Here is a 16,952-nt window from a genome sequence, read left to right on the forward strand (position 1 = left end):
GCGCCCCGACATTGTATCAGCGGCCTCGGCAAACCCCTTGCGCAAACTCCGACAAGCCCCCATTCCGACCGCATGGACACCGCGCCCCCGAACACGCTGGAACGCTGGCTCACCGGGCCGCGCGTCGGCACCCTGCCCGCCCCCGCCGCCATGCCGGCCCCGAAGCTCTCCTTCGAGTTCTTCCCGCCGAAGAACGAGAAGCTGGAGGCCGACCTCTGGGCCTGCATCCGCCGGCTGGAGCCGCTGGGGCCGCGCTTCGTCTCCGTCACCTATGGCGCGGGCGGCTCCACCCGCAGCCGCACCCATGACACGGTGGCGCGCCTCGCCCGCGAAACCTCGCTGACGCCGGCCGCGCACCTCACCTGCGTGGGCGCAACCCAGGACGAGGTGAACGAGGTGGCCCGCGAATACCTGGCGGCCGGCGTGCGTCACATCGTGGCCCTGCGCGGCGACCCGCCGACGGGTGCCTCGCGCTACGAACCCCACCCGGGAGGCTATGCCCAGGCCGAGGACCTCGTGCGCGGCCTGCGCCGAATCGGCGATTTCGACATCAGCGTGGGCGCCTATCCGGAGACGCATCCGGCGGCGCTGAACGCCGACGCCGATCTCGACTTCCTGAAGCGCAAGATCGACGCGGGCGCCAACCGCGCCATCACGCAGTATTTCTTCGACACCGACATCTACCTGCGCTTCCTCGATCGCTGCCACGCGGCGGGGATCACGGTGCCGATCGTCCCCGGCATCATGCCGGTGACCAACTTCGCCAGCGTGAAGCGGTTCTCGGCCATGTGCGGCGCCTCGGTGCCGGATTGGCTGGGCAAGCTGTTCGAGGGCCTGGACGAGGATGAGAGCACCCGCCGCATGGTGGCCGCGACCGTGGCCGCCGAGCAGGTCCGCATCCTGCAGGCCAATGGCGTGGACGAGTTCCACTTCTACACGCTGAACCGCCCGGACCTGACCTATGCCATCGCGCATATCCTGGGCGCGCGCCCGGCCGGCGTCACCGCTGCCGCCTGAGTATTTTCCGGGCAAACATGCGGATTCACCCGTTGAATCCCGCATGTTTGCCCATTTTTTCGCCGCCCCGCTTTTGACAAGCCGGGGCGGAGGCGGTCTCCTCCGCGCGACATCCGCCGGAGACATGCCATGGCCACCCGCCGTTCCCTCCTTGCCGCGCCGCTTCTGCTGCCCGCCGCCGCCCTCGCCCAGCCGCGCTACCCGGACCGCCCTGTGCGCATCATCGTGCCCTTCAATGCGGGGGGCCTGATCGACGTCACCGCGCGGCTGATCCAGGAACCGCTGGGCCAGGAACTCGGCCAGACCGTCGTGGTCGAGAACATGGGCGGCGCCGGCACCACCATCGGCGCGCGCCAGGTGGCCCGCGCCACGCCCGATGGGCACACCATCATGGTGACGGGGGCGGCGCACAGCGTCATCCCCGCGCTGTTCCCCGATGCGGGCTTCGACAATGTCGCGGATTTCGCGCCGATCTCGCTGATTTCCGAACAGCCCTTCGTGCTCTGCGTCCATCCGGGCGTGCCGGCCAGCACCCTGCCCGAACTGCTGGCCTGGCTGCGGACACGCGGCGGGGATGCGACCTTCTCCACCACCGGCATCGGCGCGGCTTCGCATCTGGCGGGTGAGTTGCTGAAGAACATGGGGGGCGTGAACTTCACCTTCGTCTCCTACCGCGGCACGCCCGCCGCCGTGACCGACTTCCTGGCCGGCCGCGTGGACATGATGATCGACAGCCAGACCCTGCTGGCGCCCATGATCCGCGACGGGCGGGTGAAGGGCATCGCGGTCACGACCGCGCGGCGCTCCGCCATGCTGCCCGACCTGCCGACCATCGCGGAGGCGGGGGTTTCGGGCTACCAGACCTCCTCGCTCCAGATGATGCTGGCGCCGGCCGCGACCCCCGCGCCCATCCTGGCCACGCTGGGCGCCGCCATGAAGAAGGTGCTGGACGACCCGGCCGTGCGCGCCCGCTTCACCGAGCGCGGCATCGAGGTGTTGAACGGCGACGCCGCCGCCCTGGCCCGCACCATCCGCGAAGAGGGCGCGCGCTGGCTTCCCATCCTGCGGAGGGCCTGAGCCATGGCGCAGCTTCTGCTGATGGAGCCCTTCCGGGCCGTCTTCTACACCCCCTACTACGTGGCGCTGGACCGTGGCCTCTTCGCCGCCCATGGCGCCGACATCCGCATCGAGACGGCCGGCACGCCGGACGCCGCGGCCGGGCGCCTGCTGGATGGCAGCGCGGACCTGGCCTGGTCCGGCCCCATGCGCCCCATGCTGGAGCGCAGCCGCAACGACGCGAGCCCGCTGCGCAGCTTCGGCGCGGCCATCATGCGCGACCCCTTCCTGCTGATGGGCATGGGCGCGCGCCCCGGCTTCGCCATGGCGGAGCTGGCTTCGATGCGCGTCGCCATCCCTTCCGAGGTGCCCACCCCCTGGTGGTGCCTGCAACAGGATCTGCGCGACGCGGGCGTGGACCCGGCCGCCATGCCGGGCATCCGCTTCATGCCCATGGGGGATGGCGCCAAGGCCCTGCTCGCCGGCGAGGTGGACACGGTGCTGCTGTTCGAGCCCTTCGCCTCCGCGCTGGAAGAACAGGGCGCCGCGCTGTGGTATGCGGCGGCGAGCCGCGGCCCCACGGCCTATAGCGCGCTCTATGCCATCACGCCGCGCATCGCCGAGAAGGAGGCGGCCTTCCGTGGCGCGGTGGCCGCACTCGGCGAGGCGCTGGAATGGATCGCCGCCAGCACGCCCGAGGCCATCGCCGAACTGCTGGCGCCCCGCTTCGCGGACACGCAGCCCGCACACCTGCTGGCGGCCGTGCGGCGCTACAAATCGCTGGGCCTGTGGGAGGGCACGACGCGCCTGCCGGAAGCGGCGCTGGACCGGCTGGCCGTCTCCATGATCGGCGCCGGGGCGATGAGCCACCACCCCGGCTATGCGGCCTGCATCGACAGCCGTTTTGATTGAAGGGCTGGAGGGTCAGTCCAGCACCGCCGTGCACTCGATCTCCAGCAGGAAATTGGGGCGCGGCAGGGAATAGACGATGCAGGTGGTGCGGGCGGGGTATTTCCCGTCCGGGAAATGGGCCGCGTAGATGCGGTTCATCTCCTCGAAATCCTCGCGGCGCGTGAGGAAGACGTTCACCTTCACCACCCGGTCCCAGCCCGCGCCGGCCTCCTTCAGGATCTTGGTGATGATGGCCATCACCTGGTTCATCTGCGCGGTGAAATCGCCCACCGCCAGCTTGCCCTCCGCGTCATAGGCCGGGATGCCAGAGATCCAGAGCTGGTTGCCGCAGCGCACGGCGGGCGAGAGCGGGGCCGAGACCTTGAACTCGCCCTCGGGGAAGATGTGTTCCAGCGGCGTCATGTGGCGTTCCTTCCTCAGTTCACGGTGATGTTGTTGGCGCGGATCACCTGCGCATAGGTCTCGGCATAGCGGCGGATTTCCGTGCCGAACTGCGCGGAGGGCCGCGCCAGCACGGTGAAGCCCTGTTCCTCCAGCCGCGCCTTCACCTCGGGTCGGGCCAGGGCGGCCACCCAGGCGGCCTCAAGCCGGGCGCGGGCGGGGGCGGGCACCTCGGCGCGGGTGATGAGGCCGAACCAGGAATCCGACAGCACCAGCGGGAAGCCGAGCTCCGCCATGGTGGGCACGTCGGGCAATTCGCGCGCGCGGGTCTCGTTGGAGATGCCCACCGCCACGACGCGCCCCGACTGCACCAGCGGGATCATGTCCGGCAGGTTCGCGAACATGAATTGCAGCCGCCCGCCGATGAGGTCCGTATTGGCCTGGCTGGAGCCGCTATAGGGCACATGGGTGGCGTTGAGCCCCGCCAGCTCGCGGAACTGCTCGCCGCCCAGATGGTTGGAGGTGCCGATGCCGTAGGAGCCGAAGCTCATCCCCTGCCCCGGCCGGCGCGCCGCCTCCAGAAAGCCCGCGAAGTCGCGCGCGACCGAGGGGTGAACGGCCAGCACATGCGGCACCACGGTCGCCATCACCAGCGGCGCGAAGTCACGAAGCCCCTGGTAGGGGGTGTTGGGCCGCAGCGTGACGTTCGCGGAAAAGCTGTTCGCGATCATCAGCATGGTGTGGCCATCGGGGGCCGCGCGCTGCAATTCGATGGTGCCCACCACGGTCGCTCCGCCCGGCCGGTGCTCCACCACCACGGGCCGCCCCAGATCGGCCGCCAGGATGTCCTGCGCGAGGCGCACAACGGGGTCCATGGTGCCGCCCGGCGGAAAGGGGATGATGACGCGAAGTGGCTGGGTCGGTGCCCATCCAGCCCCTCCCCCTTGGGCACTGGCCAGGCCCGGCAGGAGGAAGGGGGAGGCCAGCAAACCGGCCCGGCGGGAGAAACCCATGCCCGAAATCCCTCGATGGAGATGACAAGCCTGTGGGCACCCTGCCAGTGCGTCAAGCAGTCCTCAGGTCACAATCGCGCCTTTGCCCAGAAGACGTGCATAAATGGGCCGCAACAGGAAGGGGCTGAGAAACAGGGGAAACTGGCAGAGCACCAGGAACAGCAGCACCAGCGGGTCCGTCGCCGCCGGCAGCACGGCCAGGTAGAGCGCCATGTTCCGGTTCCCCGAGAGAAGCCCCGCCGACAGCCCCAGCCGCAGCCCCGCCCCCCTAAAGGCCAGCGCCGTGATCAGGTTCAGCCCCAGCATCCCCGCGAAGGCCAGCGCGATGCCGCCCAGCACCAGCACGGGGTCGGCCAGCAATAGCGCCAGCACGCCATCCATCACGCCGAAGCCGTAGAACACCACCAGCAGCACCACGGCCCCGTCCACCGACCGGCCCCAATAGCCCAGCCGCACCGGCCCCATCATGCGCCGCAGGATGATGGAGATCACCAGCGGCAGCCCCACCAGCAAGGCCAGCCGCAGCATCAACCCCTGCAAGGAAATGGCGAGGTCTATGCCCATCAGGCCCAAGGCCAGCGGCGGCGCGGTGAAGGGCACCAGCAGGGTGGAGAGCAGGGACACGACCAGCGCGATCTCCCCATCCAGCCCCACCAGCCGCGCGAAGGCGGGCGAGGAGGTGGCGGCGCACCCCGTGGCCACCACCACCAGCCCCGCGGCCAGCCCGCCGCTGAACCCCATGGCGCTCACCACCGCCCAGGCCAGCACCGGACAGGCCACCAGCAGGAACAGCAGCATGGCCCCCACCAGCACCGGCCGGCGCAAATAGGCCAGCACCTGCGCCGGGTCCACGCGCAGCAGCACCAGCACCATCAGGAAGAAGACCACGGCCGTGATCGCGTCGCGGAACAGGGCGGCCAGCGGGGGCACGAAGAGCCCCACGAAGATCGCGGCCGCCAGGAGCTGCGCGCCGCGCATGGCGCAGCCTTCGAGGAAGGTCCGGATCAGGGGCGTTCCTCCGCGCGGTTGGTGGGCCAGGGGCAGTGTTCTATACCCCCCCGGTGTCCGCAACACCGTCCCCCTCCGAATACCTGTCCCGCCTGAACCCGGAGCAGCGCGCCGCCGTCGAAACCCTCGACGGGCCGCTGCTGGTGCTGGCGGGCGCCGGCACGGGCAAGACCCGCGTACTGACCACGCGCTTCGCCCATCTGCTGATGACGGGGCGTGCCCAGCCGCACCAGGTGCTCTCCGTCACTTTCACCAACAAGGCCGCGCGCGAGATGCGCGAGCGGGTCGGCGCCATCATCGGCCGCCCGGTGGAGGGGCTGTGGCTCGGCACCTTCCATGCGCTCGCCGCCCGCATGCTGCGCCGCCATGCGGAGCTGGTGGGGCTGAAATCCGACTTCACCATCCTCGACCCCGACGACCAGACGCGGCTGCTCAAGCAGGTGATGGAAGCCGGCGGCGTGGACATGAAGCGCTGGCCCGTGGCCGGCCTCATGGGCATCATCCAGCGCTGGAAGGACCGCGGGCTGACACCCGGCCGCATTCCCGTGGCCGAGACCTCGGACTACGCGAACAACCGCGCCGAAGCCCTCTACGCCGCCTACCAGGCGCGGCTGGTCGCGCTCAACGCCGCCGATTTCGGCGACCTGCTGCTGCATGTGACCGAGATTCTCCGCACCAACCCCGAGGTGCTGGAACGCTACCACCGCCTGTTCCGCTACATCCTGGTGGACGAATACCAGGACACGAACCTCGTCCAGTATCTCTGGCTGCGGCTGCTCGCGCAGGGGCACAGGAACATCTGCTGCGTGGGCGATGACGACCAGTCCATCTATTCCTGGCGCGGCGCCGAGATCGAGAACATCCTGCGCTTCGAGAAGGATTTCCCGGGCGCCGTCATCGTGCGGCTGGAGGCCAACTACCGTTCCTCCCGCCCCATCCTCGCCGCCGCCTCGGGCCTCATCGCGAAGAACGAGGGCCGGCTGGGCAAGACGCTCCGCCCCGGCCGCGCCGATGCCTCGGGTGAGAAGGTCCGCGTCGTCTCGCTGTGGGACAGCGAGGAGGAGGCGCGCATGGTGGGCGGCCGCATCGAGGAGGCGCAGCGCGCGGGCCAGGACCTGAGCGAAATCGCCATCCTCGTGCGTGCGGGCTTCCAGACGCGCAGCTTCGAGGAACGCCTGGTCACGCAGGGCATTCCCTATCGCGTCTATGGCGGCGCCAAGTTCTACGAACGCCAGGAAATTCGCGACGCCATCGCCTATTTCCGCGCCATGGTGAACCCGGCCGATGACCTGGCCTTCGAGCGCATCGTGAACACCCCCAAGCGCGGCCTGGGTGACACGGCGCTGGCCACGCTGCACCGCGCCGCGCGCGAACAGGGCGTGCCGCTGCGGATCGCGGCGGGTGGATTGATCCAGACAGACGCGCTCCGTCCCCGCCCCCGCGCCGCGCTCCGCGAATTGCTGGAGGGCTTCGCGCGCTGGCATGCGGGCCTGGAATCCCTCGGCCACGTCGTCGTCGCCTCCCAGATCCTGGAGGAGAGCGGCTATATCGAGATGTGGAAGCTGGACCGCACGCCGGAGGCGCCCGGCCGCCTCGACAACCTCAAGGAACTGCTCTGCGCCATGGGCGATTTCGGCACCATGGCCGCCTTCCTGGAACACATCGCCCTCGTCATGGAGAACGACCAGAACGCGGAGGGGGCGCGCGTGTCGCTGATGACGCTGCACGCGGCCAAGGGGCTGGAATTCGACATGGTCTTCCTGCCGGGCTGGGAGGAGGGCCTCTTCCCCAGCCAGCGCAGCCTGGATGAGGGCGGCAACAAGAGCCTGGAGGAGGAACGCCGCCTCGCCTATGTCGGCATCACCCGCGCGCGGCGGCACTGCATCATCAGCCATGCCGCCAACCGGCGCATCTATGGCAACTGGACCAGCACCATCCCCTCGCGCTTTCTCGACGAGTTGCCGCCGGACGAGGTGGTGCGGGAGGGCGCGGAGCCCGTCCGCCACATCCCCAGCTCCGTCTTCGGCGCGGGGCCGCTGTCCAGCCAGCGCCGCCCGCGGCTGATCGAGGCCGGCGCCTGGGAGGTCGCGGCCCGTCCCGCGCGCGAGGGCGGCTTCGCCGCGGGCCAGCGCGTCTTCCACCAGAAATTCGGCTATGGCCGCGTCATCGCCGTCGAGGATGACAAGCTCGACATCGCATTCGAGAAGGCGGGCCAAAAGCGCGTCCTCGACCGCTTCGTGGATCCCGCATGAAACGCCACATCCAACCCCTCGAAACCCTCATCCTCGACCAGCTTCCGGACGAGGCGGTGCCGGCCTATGAGGCCGCGCTCCAGGCCGTCAGCGCCACGGTCGCCCTCTTCCGCGACGAGGCCACCGACACCTGGCGCATCGAGGCGGTGCGCGAGGCGACGGCCGACCAGGATGCGCTGTCCGCCGCGCTGGCGCTCGCCGCCGGCCTCACCGGCCATGACGCGACCCTCGCCCGCAATCCCACCGAGGCCGAGGGCTGGCTCGCCCGCACCGTCGAGGCCTTTCCCGAACAGCCCATCGCCACCCGCTTCCTCGTGCGCCCCTCCCATGCCGAGCAGCGGCGCGTCTGGGGGCGCCACGTGCTGACGCTGGATGCGGGCCTCGCTTTCGGCTCGGGCGAGCATTCCTCCACCCGTGGCTGCCTCACCGCCCTCGAAGCCCTGCGCCTGCCGCCCAATGCCCGCGTGCTGGACCTGGGCGCGGGCAGCGGCATCCTCGCCATGGGGGCGGCCAAGCTCGCCCATGTGCGCGTGCTGGCCAGCGACCTCGACCCCTGGTCGGTGCGCGTGGCCGAGGAGAACGCCGTCGCCAACGGGCTGCGCGGGCGCATCCGCGCGGTGCTCGCGCTCGGCTGGAACCACCGCGAGATCCACGCCCGCGCGCCCTATGACCTCGTCTTCGCCAACATCCTGGCGCGCCCCCTGTGCGCCATGGCCAAGGACCTGGCCCAACACCTCGCCCCGGGCGGCCGCGCCATCCTGGCCGGGCTGCTCGACAGCCAGGTCCAGATGGTCCTCGCCGCCCACCGCCGCCAAGGCCTGGTCCTGGAACGCCGGATTTCGCTCTCCCCCTGGGCGACCCTGGTGCTGCGGCGGAGGGGATAAGAGCGGCACTGGGCGCCGCTGGGGAGGGCGCCGCCCTCCCCAGACCCCTCCCGCCGAGGGCCCAGGCCCTCGGAACCCGTCTCATGGCCATTTGCAGGGAGGGGCGTCACGGGCGCGCCTGTGATCACGAACACGCCACGCCCCTCCCTGCAAATGGCCATCACACGCGGGGTCAGGGGCCCATGGCCCCTGGCGGGGGTTCGGGGGCGGCAGCCCCCGCCAGCGCCCTCAGCGCCGCTCTTCCCCTTCGCCGCGCAGCAGTGTGCCCAGGAGGTGGGCGTAGCCTTCGGCGTCGTCGAGGGCGACATGGGAATGGGGGTGTCCGCCCAGCCAGCTCTCCGGGAAGGTCTTGTGGGTCAGGCTGTCGTAGTCGAGGCCGGTGCGGCCCAGGGCGAAGGAGGCGATGTCGAGGCCTCCGCCCAGGAAAAGGGTCTCCGTGCTGCGCGGCGCGGTCAGCAGGCGCAGGCTGGCGTAGCGGCGCAGGTACCAGTCCACCCAGGCCCCGTCGAAGATGAGGGGGTAGGCCGTGAAGACCGGCGTGCCGCCCAGGCCGCGCACCCAGGCGACGTAGCGGGCGATGGCCTCGGCGGGGGGCAGGCGGTTGGAGAGGGTCGCGGTCCAGGCTTCGGGTTCGGTGTTCCACCAGTCCATCGTGCCCGGGTCGGCGGCATGGCCGGGGATGGGTTCGAGGTTGAGGGCCAGGTGGGACAGGCGCGCCCCTGTTTCATCGCAGGCGACGGCGGCCAGGCTGATCATGGAATGGATGCCGGGATCGGGCCCATCCGTCTCGATATCCGTCACCACATGGATCAGCACGCGCGCACCTCCGGCAAAGCGCCACAGTGCCGGGACAGCGGTGTGGCTGGAAGGGGCGGCTACAGCATGATCAACCTTCGTTGATCATGCTTTCGTAATGGCTGAGCGGCTGATTCACGCCTTCGGTGATTCCACCGAAGCCGATCAGACGCTGTATGGCTGAGCGGCTGATTCACGCCTTCGGTGATTCCACCGAAGCCGATCAGACGCTGTATGGCTGCGCGGCTGATTCACGCCTTCGGCGAGTCCACCGAAGCCGATCAGACGCTGTATGGCTGAGCGACTGATTCACGCCTTCGGTGATTCCACCGAAGGCGATCAGACGCTATCCGGCCTCCACCAGAACCTCCTCCAGCGGGCGGCGGACGGAGGGGCTGATGTCCGGCCCATACCCGGCGCGCAGCAGGATTTGCGGGAATTCGCGCGTGCCCAGCAGCGCGGCGAGCTTCAGGCGCAGCGCCGGCACCTCGATGGGCTGGTTCAGGTAGGAATGCTTCAGCCCGGCGGCGGTCAGCGCCAGGGTGGCGCGGCTCAGCGCCTCGCCGGCCCGCAGCCAGTCGCGCGGGGTGTCGCCCGGCGTGGTGAGGACGCCCAGCGCGGGGGAATTCTCGGCCAGCGCCATGTCGTGCGCCGCCTGCCCCGCGCCCATGTCGAAGCGGCGGATGGCCATGGCGCCCATGAAGCTGAGCAGGTCCGGCATGCCGAAGGCGGCACCCGACATGCCATCGCGCGAGGCGGCGTGGCGGGACCGCACCCAGGCGGCGAGTTCGCCCCGGAAGCCAGGGTCGGCCATCTGCGCGCGATCCCCTTCCGCCACGAGCTCCGCGATGGCGTGGCGCTCGGCCGGCGCGGTGCGCCAATGCAGGGTGACGCCCGGTGCCTCGGCCAAGGGGAGCGGCTGCGCCAAAGCTTCGGTGGTGAAGGCGGCGCGGGTGGTGCGGCGGGCATGGATGGCGGCCAGCAATTCGGCCCGCATGGGCGCGCGGACAGGGCCGGGCAGAATGCGCGCCAGCAGGTCAGGCTCCGCCGGCTCGGGCAGGAGGGTGACGTCCAGCCCCTGCCCCAGCGCCTCGGCCGCCACGCGCAGATGGCCGAGTGCCGCGCCGCAGGAGATGACCAGCGCCCGGTCCTCAGGGTCCACCACCGGCAGGGCGCGGCTGCGGTCGGCCAGCAGGTCCAGCCGATCGGCGCCCAGGCGGAACCGCCAGGGCTGGGTGTTGTGCGAGGAGGGAGCCAGGATGGCATGGCCCGCCAGCACAAGCAGCCGGGCCCGCGGCGTGGCGAGGCCGGCGAAACCATCGGCGGAGAGGGTCCAGGGGTCGGTCATGCCCGGCAGTATGGAACATGTGCCGGCGCATGCCCTTGCGCCGGCGCAAGCCCTGCGGGAGGCTGCCGCCATGCGACGCTTGGCTGCCCTTCTCCTGCTGCTCGCGCTGCCCGCGCGGGCCGAGGTCATCGCCCTTCCCGGCCCTGAGGGGGCCCCGCTGCGCGCCATCCTGGAACGCCCCGCCGAGGCCACGCGCCCGACCATCATAGCCCTGCATGGCTGCGGCGGGCTGGGTGGGGCCGCGCGCCCGCCCCGGCTTTCGGCACGGGAGCGCGAATGGGTGGCGCTGCTGGTGGCGGCGGGGCATCCGGTGGTCTTTCCCGACAGCTTCGGCAGCCGCGACCTCGGCCCCGCCTGCGGCCGCGCCGACCACCCCGCCCCGCCTTCCTTGCGCGCCGGCGATGCCCTGGCCGCGCGCGACTGGGCGGCGGCGCAGCCGTGGAACCGCGGCGCGCCGGTGCTGCTGGGCTGGTCGCATGGCGGCAGCACCACGCTCCATGCCTGGGCGCGGGCCGAGCCCGGGGCGCTTTCGGCGGCCATCGCCTTCTACCCCGGCTGCGGGCCGGGCCCCATGGGGCGCGGCTGGCAGCCCCGCGGCACCGCGCCCCTGCTGATGCAACTGGGCGACGCCGATGATTGGACGCCCGCCTTCCGCTGCGTGGAACTGGCGTCCCGCGCCGGGGGCCGCATGGCCTATGACCTCTACGCCGGCGCCCATCACGCCTTCGACGCGCCGGACACGGTGGCGCTGCGCCGCGTGACCCTGCACGATGGCCGCCAGGTGACGGCCGGCCCCGATCCGGCGGCGCGGGTGGCGTCCCGCGCGGCGGTGATGGAGTTCCTCGCGCGGAACGCGCGGCAGTAGAGGGCGTGCGGCACGCGCGGCAGTAGAGGGCACGCGGAACGCGCGGCCCTAACCTGCTTGGGGCGCGATTGCGCCATGCCGGTTGCGCGCTTCATGCCGGGCCACGGAATTGGTAAGCGACCAGGCATGATCATCGCCATCGGCTCCGACCATGCCGGCCTGCCGCTGAAGCAGGCCCTCAAGACCGCGCTGGAGGCCCAGGGCCATTCGGTGCTCGACGCCGGGACCCATGGCCCCGACAGCGTGGACTATCCGGACTTCGCCCATGCGGTGTCGCGCCAGGTGGCCGCGGGCTGCGCGCGCTTCGGCGTGCTAGTCTGCGGCAGCGGCATCGGCATGGCGATCGCGGCCAACCGGCACCCCGGCATCCGCGCCGCCGTCCTGCATGATGCCACCGAGGCGCGGCTGACCCGCGCCCACAATGACGCGAACATCGCCTGCTTCGGCGCCCGCACCACGGGGGTGGAGGTGGCGCTGGACGCGCTGGCCGCCTTTCTCGCCACGGGTTACGAGGGCGGGCGGCATGACAACCGCCTGGCCAAGCTCGCGCCCTCCACGCTCGCCATGGCCGGCTGAGCGCCCATATCCCTTGCGTCGCGCCCTGTGGTAATGCCGGGGCAGCCAGCGATTCCGCCCGAGAAAAGGCCAGGCCGATGAACGAGAGCACCGCCCGCTTCCTCCCCGCCCGCTTCTTCCAGGCGCCCGTCGCCGAGAGCGACCCCGAGATCGCCGCCGCCATCGGCCAGGAGCTGGTGCGCCAGCAGGACGGCATCGAGCTGATCGCCTCGGAGAACATCGTCAGCCGCGCCGTGCTGGAGGCGCAGGGCTCGGTGCTGACCAACAAATATGCCGAGGGTTATCCCGGCCGCCGCTACTATGGCGGCTGCGAATATGTGGACGTGGCCGAGACGCTGGCCATCGAGCGCGCGAAGCAGCTCTTCGGCGCCGCGTTTGCCAATGTGCAGCCGCATAGCGGCGCCAGCGCGAACCTGGCCGTGTTCTTCGCCCTGCTCCAGCCCGGCGACAGCTTCCTGGCGATGGACCTGGCCGCCGGTGGGCACCTGACGCATGGCGCCCCGGTGAACTTCTCCGGCAAGTGGTTCAAGCCCATCGCCTATGGCGTGCGCGAGGCCGATGGCCTGCTGGACTACGAGACGATGGAGCGCCTGGCGCGCGAGCACAGGCCCAAGCTGATCATCGCCGGCGGTTCCGCCTATTCGCGCGAGATCGATTTCGCCCGCTTCCGCGCCGTGGCCGATGAGATCGGCGCCATCCTGATGGTGGACATGGCCCATTACGCGGGGCTGGTGGCGGCGGGTGCCTATCCTTCGCCCGTGCCGCACGCGCATGTGACGACCACCACCACCCACAAGACCCTGCGCGGGCCGCGTGGTGGCCTGGTGCTGACCAATGACGAGGCCATCTCGAAGAAGATCAATTCCGCGATGTTCCCAGGGCTCCAGGGCGGGCCGCTGATGCATGTCATCGCCGCCAAGGCCGTGGCCTTTGGCGAGGCGCTCCGCCCCGAATTCCGCGCCTATGCGAAGCAGGTGGTGGCCAATGCCCGGGCGCTCGCCGATGAACTGGTGAAGGGCGGGCTGGCCATCGTCTCGGGCGGCACGGACAGCCACCTGATGCTGGTGGACCTGCGGCCGAAGAACCTGACCGGCAAGGCGGCGGAAGCCGCGTTGGGCCGTGCGCACCTGACCTGCAACAAGAACGCCATCCCCTTCGACCCGGCCAAGCCCATGGTGACGAGCGGCGTGCGCCTCGGCACGCCCGCCGGCACCACGCGCGGCTTCACCGAAGCCGAATTCCGCGAAGTGGGCCGCATGATCGTGCGCGTGCTGGACGGGCTGGCCCAGGCCAACGACCCCGAGGCGAACAGCGCGGTGGAACAGGCGGTGGCGAAGGATGTGAAGGCGCTGTGCCAGCGCTTCCCGATCTACTGAGCAGATGGCGCCACGCCGCAAAACCAGCGGTCCTTCCCCACGCTCCGGCCGCAACGCGGCCGGCGCCGCCCAACTGACCGCGCAGCTTGGCGCACCCGCAGCGCGGCGAAGCCAAGCGCGCGAAGCGCGCGCCCGGCGCTTGAGGGCATAAACAATGCGCTGCCCCTACTGTGGTAACGACGACACCCAGGTGAAGGACAGCCGCCCCTCCGAGGACGGCTCCTCCATCCGCCGCCGCCGCTTCTGCCCGGCCTGCGGCAACCGCTTCACCACCTTCGAGCGGGTGCAGCTCAAGGAACTCGTCGTCACCAAGTCCGATGGCCGCCGCGTGCCCTTCGACCGCGACAAGATGGCGAAGTCCATCCGCATCGCCTGCCGCAAGCGCCCCGTGGACGATGAACGGATCGAGCGCGTCGTGAACGGCATCCAGCGCCGCCTGGAGATGGAGACCGAGGCCGAAATCCCCTCCCGACGCATCGGCGAGATGGTGATGGAGGCACTGCGCGGCGTGGACGAGGTGGCCTATGTGCGCTTCGCCTCCGTCTACCAGAATTTCTCCGAGGCCAAGGATTTCGGCGCCTTCCTCAGCGACCTCGAGAAGCCCTGACGTGGCGGCGGAGGACGAGGCCCATATGCGCGCCGCACTCCGGCTCGCGGCGCGGGGCCTTGGCAACACCTGGCCCAACCCCGCGGTCGGCTGCGTGCTGGTGCGTGACGGCCAGGTGGTGGGCCGCGGCTGGACCCAGCCCGGCGGCCGCCCCCATGCGGAGGTGGAGGCGCTGACCCGCGCCGGCGAGGCCGCCCGCGGCGCCACCGCCTATGTCACCCTCGAACCCTGTTCCCATTACGGCCGCACGCCCCCCTGCTGCGATGCGCTGATCCGCGCCGGCGTCGCGCGCGTGGTGGTCGCCATGCGCGACCCCGATGCGCGGGTGGATGGCCGCGGCTTCGTGCGGCTGCGCGAGGCGGGCATCGCGGTCGAGGAGGGCCTCTTCGGCGCCGAGGCCGCGCGGCTGAACGCGGGCTTCGTGAACCGCATCACCCAGGGGCGGCCTTTGGTGACGCTCAAGCTCGCCGCCACGCTGGACGGGCGCATCGCCACCGCCACCGGCGAAAGCCGCTGGATCACGGGCGCCGAGGCGCGCCGCGCGGTCCATGCCCTCCGCGCCCGGCATGACGCGGTGATGGTGGGCAGCGGCACCGTGATCGCGGATGACCCGGACCTGACCTGCCGCATCGCGGGGCTCGATCCCGTGCCCATGCTGCGCGTGGTGGCCGATGCGCGGCTGCGCACGCCCCCCGGCGCGCGCCTGGTGCGCGACGCCCCCGCCCACCCCACATGGCTGCTGACGGGTTCGGGGCATCGCCCTTCCGTGCTTTCGCCCTATATCCGCGCGGGCGTGCAGGTCATCGCGATCCGCCGCGCGCCGGGTGGGGGTCTGCTGCCCAAGGCCATGCTGTCCGCATTGGGCACGCGCGGCGTCACCCGCGTGCTGGTGGAGGGCGGCGCGGGGCTCGCCGCCGGGCTGCTCGCGGCGGGGCTGGTGGACCGGCTGGTCTGGTTCCACGCTCCGGGCGTGATGGGTGCCGAGGGCTGGCCGAGCGCCGGCCCCTTGCACGTCGCGCCGCTGGCGCGCATGCCCCGCTTCCGGCGTGTGTCGGTCGCGGCGGTGGGCGAGGATGTGATGACCGAGTTCGAAAAGGAGCCTGGCTGAGATGTTCACGGGGATCGTCACGGCGCTGGGCAGCCTGCGCGAGGTGCAGCCCATCGGCGGCGGGCACGACATGCGCCTGGTCATCGGCGTGGAGCCGGAATTCCTGGCCGGCGCGGTGGTGGGCTGTTCCATCGCCTGCTCGGGCGCCTGCCTCACGGCGGTGGACCTCTACGCCGACAGTTTTTCCGCCAATGCCAGCGCGGAGACGCTCTCCAAGACCACGCTCGGCGCCTGGAAGCCCGGGCGGCGCATCAACCTGGAGCGGTCCCTGAAGCTCGGCGACGAGCTGGGCGGGCACCTCATGTCCGGCCATGTGGACGGGGTGGGCGAGGTGGTGGCCGCGACGCCCGAGAACGCCTCGGTGCGTTGGCGCTTCCGCGCGCCGGCCCATGTGGCGCCGCACATCGCGGTGAAGGGCAGCATCGCCATCGATGGCGTCTCGCTGACGGTCAATGAGGTTGACGGGCTGGAATTCGGGGTGAACATCATCCCCCACACCGCCGCCGTGACCAGCTTCGGCACGCTGCAGCCCGGCGATGCGGTGAACCTCGAAATCGACACGCTGGCGCGCTACGTGGCCCGCCTGATGGAGTTCCGCGCGTGAGCGTCCAGACCACCACCACCAGCCTCCATGAATTCATCACCCCCACCGAGGAGCTGCTCGAGGAGGCGCGGCGCGGCCGCATGTTCATCCTGGTGGATGACGAGGACCGCGAGAATGAGGGCGACCTCGTCATTCCCGCCCAGTTCGCGACCCCCGATGCCATCAACTTCATGGCCCGCCACGCGCGCGGGCTGATCTGCCTCGCCATGACGCGGCAGCGGGTGGAGCAGCTGGGCCTGCCACTGATGGCGCAGTCCAACGGCACGCGGCATCAGACGGCCTTCACCGTCTCCATCGAGGCGCGCGACGGCGTGACCACGGGCATCAGCGCCGCCGACCGCGCGCGCACCGTGGCCGTCGCAATCAACCCCGAACTGGGGCGCGAGCACATCGTGACCCCGGGCCATGTCTTCCCGCTCGTGGCGCGCGAGGGCGGCACGCTGGTCCGCGCCGGCCACACCGAAGCCGCGGTGGATTTCGCGCGGCTGGCGGGCCTCAACCCCTCGGGCGTGATCTGCGAGATCATGAACGATGACGGCACCATGGCCCGCCTGCCGGACCTGGTGGCCTTCGCGCAGCACCATGGCCTGAAGCTCGGCACCATCGCGGACCTGATCGCCCATCGCCGCCGCACCGAGCGCATGGCCAAGCGCGTGGAGGAGGGCACCATCCGCAACGCCATCGGCGGCGAATGGAAGCTCTATGTCTATGAATCCGGCCTGGAGCGGGGCGAGCACATCGCCCTGGTGAAGGGCGACATCACCGGGCCGGAGCCGGTCCTGGCCCGGATGCACGCCGGCAACCTGCTGAACGACATGGTGGTGGGGCGCTCGATCTTCGAGCTGCACGCGGCCATGGAGGCCATCGCGGCCGAGGGGCGCGGCGTGGTCGTCATCCTGCGCGACTGGCGGCGCGATGGGCTGTCCAGCCAGCTCCGCGCCGAGCGCCTGCCTTCGGGCCAGCCCATGCTGCGCGACTATGGCATCGGCGCGCAGATCCTGGCCGACCTGGGTGTCACCGACATCATCCGCCTGTCCAACCACCCGCGCCCGCTGGTGGGGCTGGAAGGCTGGGGGCTGCGCGTGGTCGAGACCCGTCCTCTCGCCGGGGAGAAGCAACGGTGATGTTCCCCACGATCCCCGGAACGCGC

At 70.9% G+C, this 16,952-nt stretch carries 17 protein-coding genes; 12 read left to right on the forward strand and 5 right to left on the reverse strand.

All coding sequences use genetic code 11. The annotated features are described in order from the left end of the window. The first annotated feature begins 72 nt into the window (after positions 1–72). From metF to GGQ83_RS08870, 3 genes are all read left to right on the forward strand, one after another. Entirely contained in the window at positions 73–1,017 is a 945-nt protein-coding gene (metF, locus tag GGQ83_RS08860) for a methylenetetrahydrofolate reductase [NAD(P)H] (RefSeq protein WP_184383407.1), read from the forward strand. A 129-nt stretch (positions 1,018–1,146) separates the two neighbouring features. Further along, complete coding sequence (locus tag GGQ83_RS08865; RefSeq protein ID WP_184383408.1) at positions 1,147–2,094, forward strand: tripartite tricarboxylate transporter substrate binding protein; 948 nt, start codon at positions 1,147–1,149, stop codon at positions 2,092–2,094. A gap of 3 nt (positions 2,095–2,097) precedes the next feature. Continuing rightward, complete coding sequence (locus tag GGQ83_RS08870) at positions 2,098–2,985, forward strand: ABC transporter substrate-binding protein (protein ID WP_184383409.1); 888 nt, start codon at positions 2,098–2,100, stop codon at positions 2,983–2,985. A gap of 12 nt (positions 2,986–2,997) precedes the next feature. Here the strand turns inward: GGQ83_RS08870 and GGQ83_RS08875 are convergent, their stop codons facing one another. From GGQ83_RS08875 to GGQ83_RS08885, 3 genes are all read right to left on the reverse strand, one after another. Then, a complete protein-coding gene (locus tag GGQ83_RS08875) occupies positions 2,998–3,387 on the reverse strand; it encodes a RidA family protein (RefSeq protein ID WP_184383410.1) in 390 nt (129 codons plus the stop codon). 14 nt (positions 3,388–3,401) lie between these two features. Then, positions 3,402–4,241: a Bug family tripartite tricarboxylate transporter substrate binding protein gene (locus GGQ83_RS08880; protein WP_184383411.1), complete on the reverse strand. Its 840-nt coding sequence runs from the start codon at positions 4,239–4,241 to the stop codon at positions 3,402–3,404. Between the two features lie 201 nt (positions 4,242–4,442). Beyond that, positions 4,443–5,357 (reverse strand): hypothetical protein, encoded by a 915-nt coding sequence (locus GGQ83_RS08885; protein WP_184383412.1) that lies wholly within the window; start codon positions 5,355–5,357, stop codon positions 4,443–4,445. Positions 5,358–5,440: 83 nt separating this feature from the next. Here GGQ83_RS08885 and GGQ83_RS08890 point away from each other — a divergent pair, with 83 nt between their 5' ends. Further along, complete coding sequence (locus GGQ83_RS08890; protein ID WP_311727684.1) at positions 5,441–7,639, forward strand: ATP-dependent helicase; 2,199 nt, start codon at positions 5,441–5,443, stop codon at positions 7,637–7,639. Beyond that, positions 7,636–8,523 carry a 50S ribosomal protein L11 methyltransferase gene (locus GGQ83_RS08895; RefSeq protein ID WP_184383414.1) on the forward strand — a complete coding sequence of 296 codons (888 nt, stop codon included), beginning with the start codon at positions 7,636–7,638 and terminating at the stop codon, positions 8,521–8,523. Before GGQ83_RS08890 ends, GGQ83_RS08895 begins: the two co-directional genes overlap by 4 nt. Positions 8,524–8,751: 228 nt before the next feature. Here GGQ83_RS08895 and GGQ83_RS08900 read toward each other — a convergent pair whose 3' ends face one another. After that, on the reverse strand, positions 8,752–9,339 hold the full coding sequence (locus tag GGQ83_RS08900; RefSeq protein WP_184383415.1) for a 3'-5' exonuclease family protein: 588 nt from the start codon (positions 9,337–9,339) through the stop codon (positions 8,752–8,754). A 325-nt stretch (positions 9,340–9,664) separates the two neighbouring features. Continuing rightward, positions 9,665–10,666: an Acg family FMN-binding oxidoreductase gene (locus tag GGQ83_RS08905; protein WP_184383416.1), complete on the reverse strand. Its 1,002-nt coding sequence runs from the start codon at positions 10,664–10,666 to the stop codon at positions 9,665–9,667. 70 nt (positions 10,667–10,736) lie between these two features. Between GGQ83_RS08905 and GGQ83_RS08910 the strand changes: the two genes are divergently transcribed. From GGQ83_RS08910 to ribB, 7 genes are all read left to right on the forward strand, one after another. Next, positions 10,737–11,531: a dienelactone hydrolase family protein gene (locus tag GGQ83_RS08910; RefSeq protein ID WP_184383417.1), complete on the forward strand. Its 795-nt coding sequence runs from the start codon at positions 10,737–10,739 to the stop codon at positions 11,529–11,531. A gap of 126 nt (positions 11,532–11,657) precedes the next feature. After that, on the forward strand, positions 11,658–12,107 hold the full coding sequence (gene rpiB / locus GGQ83_RS08915) for a ribose 5-phosphate isomerase B (protein WP_184383418.1): 450 nt from the start codon (positions 11,658–11,660) through the stop codon (positions 12,105–12,107). A 77-nt stretch (positions 12,108–12,184) separates the two neighbouring features. Further along, entirely contained in the window at positions 12,185–13,483 is a 1,299-nt protein-coding gene (gene glyA / locus GGQ83_RS08920; RefSeq protein ID WP_184383419.1) for a serine hydroxymethyltransferase, read from the forward strand. Between the two features lie 154 nt (positions 13,484–13,637). After that, on the forward strand, positions 13,638–14,090 hold the full coding sequence (gene nrdR / locus GGQ83_RS08925; protein ID WP_184383420.1) for a transcriptional regulator NrdR: 453 nt from the start codon (positions 13,638–13,640) through the stop codon (positions 14,088–14,090). A gap of 1 nt (position 14,091) precedes the next feature. Continuing rightward, complete coding sequence (gene ribD / locus GGQ83_RS08930) at positions 14,092–15,198, forward strand: bifunctional diaminohydroxyphosphoribosylaminopyrimidine deaminase/5-amino-6-(5-phosphoribosylamino)uracil reductase RibD (RefSeq protein ID WP_311727686.1); 1,107 nt, start codon at positions 14,092–14,094, stop codon at positions 15,196–15,198. Position 15,199: 1 nt separating this feature from the next. Next, positions 15,200–15,802 (forward strand): riboflavin synthase, encoded by a 603-nt coding sequence (locus GGQ83_RS08935; protein ID WP_184383421.1) that lies wholly within the window; start codon positions 15,200–15,202, stop codon positions 15,800–15,802. Beyond that, on the forward strand, positions 15,799–16,926 hold the full coding sequence (gene ribB, locus GGQ83_RS08940; protein WP_184383422.1) for a 3,4-dihydroxy-2-butanone-4-phosphate synthase: 1,128 nt from the start codon (positions 15,799–15,801) through the stop codon (positions 16,924–16,926). The genes GGQ83_RS08935 and ribB overlap by 4 nt, the downstream gene beginning before the upstream one ends. Positions 16,927–16,952 lie beyond the last annotated feature (26 nt).

Source organism: Roseococcus suduntuyensis, assembly GCF_014196305.1.
Taxonomy (GTDB): Bacteria; Pseudomonadota; Alphaproteobacteria; order Acetobacterales; family Acetobacteraceae; genus Roseococcus; species Roseococcus suduntuyensis.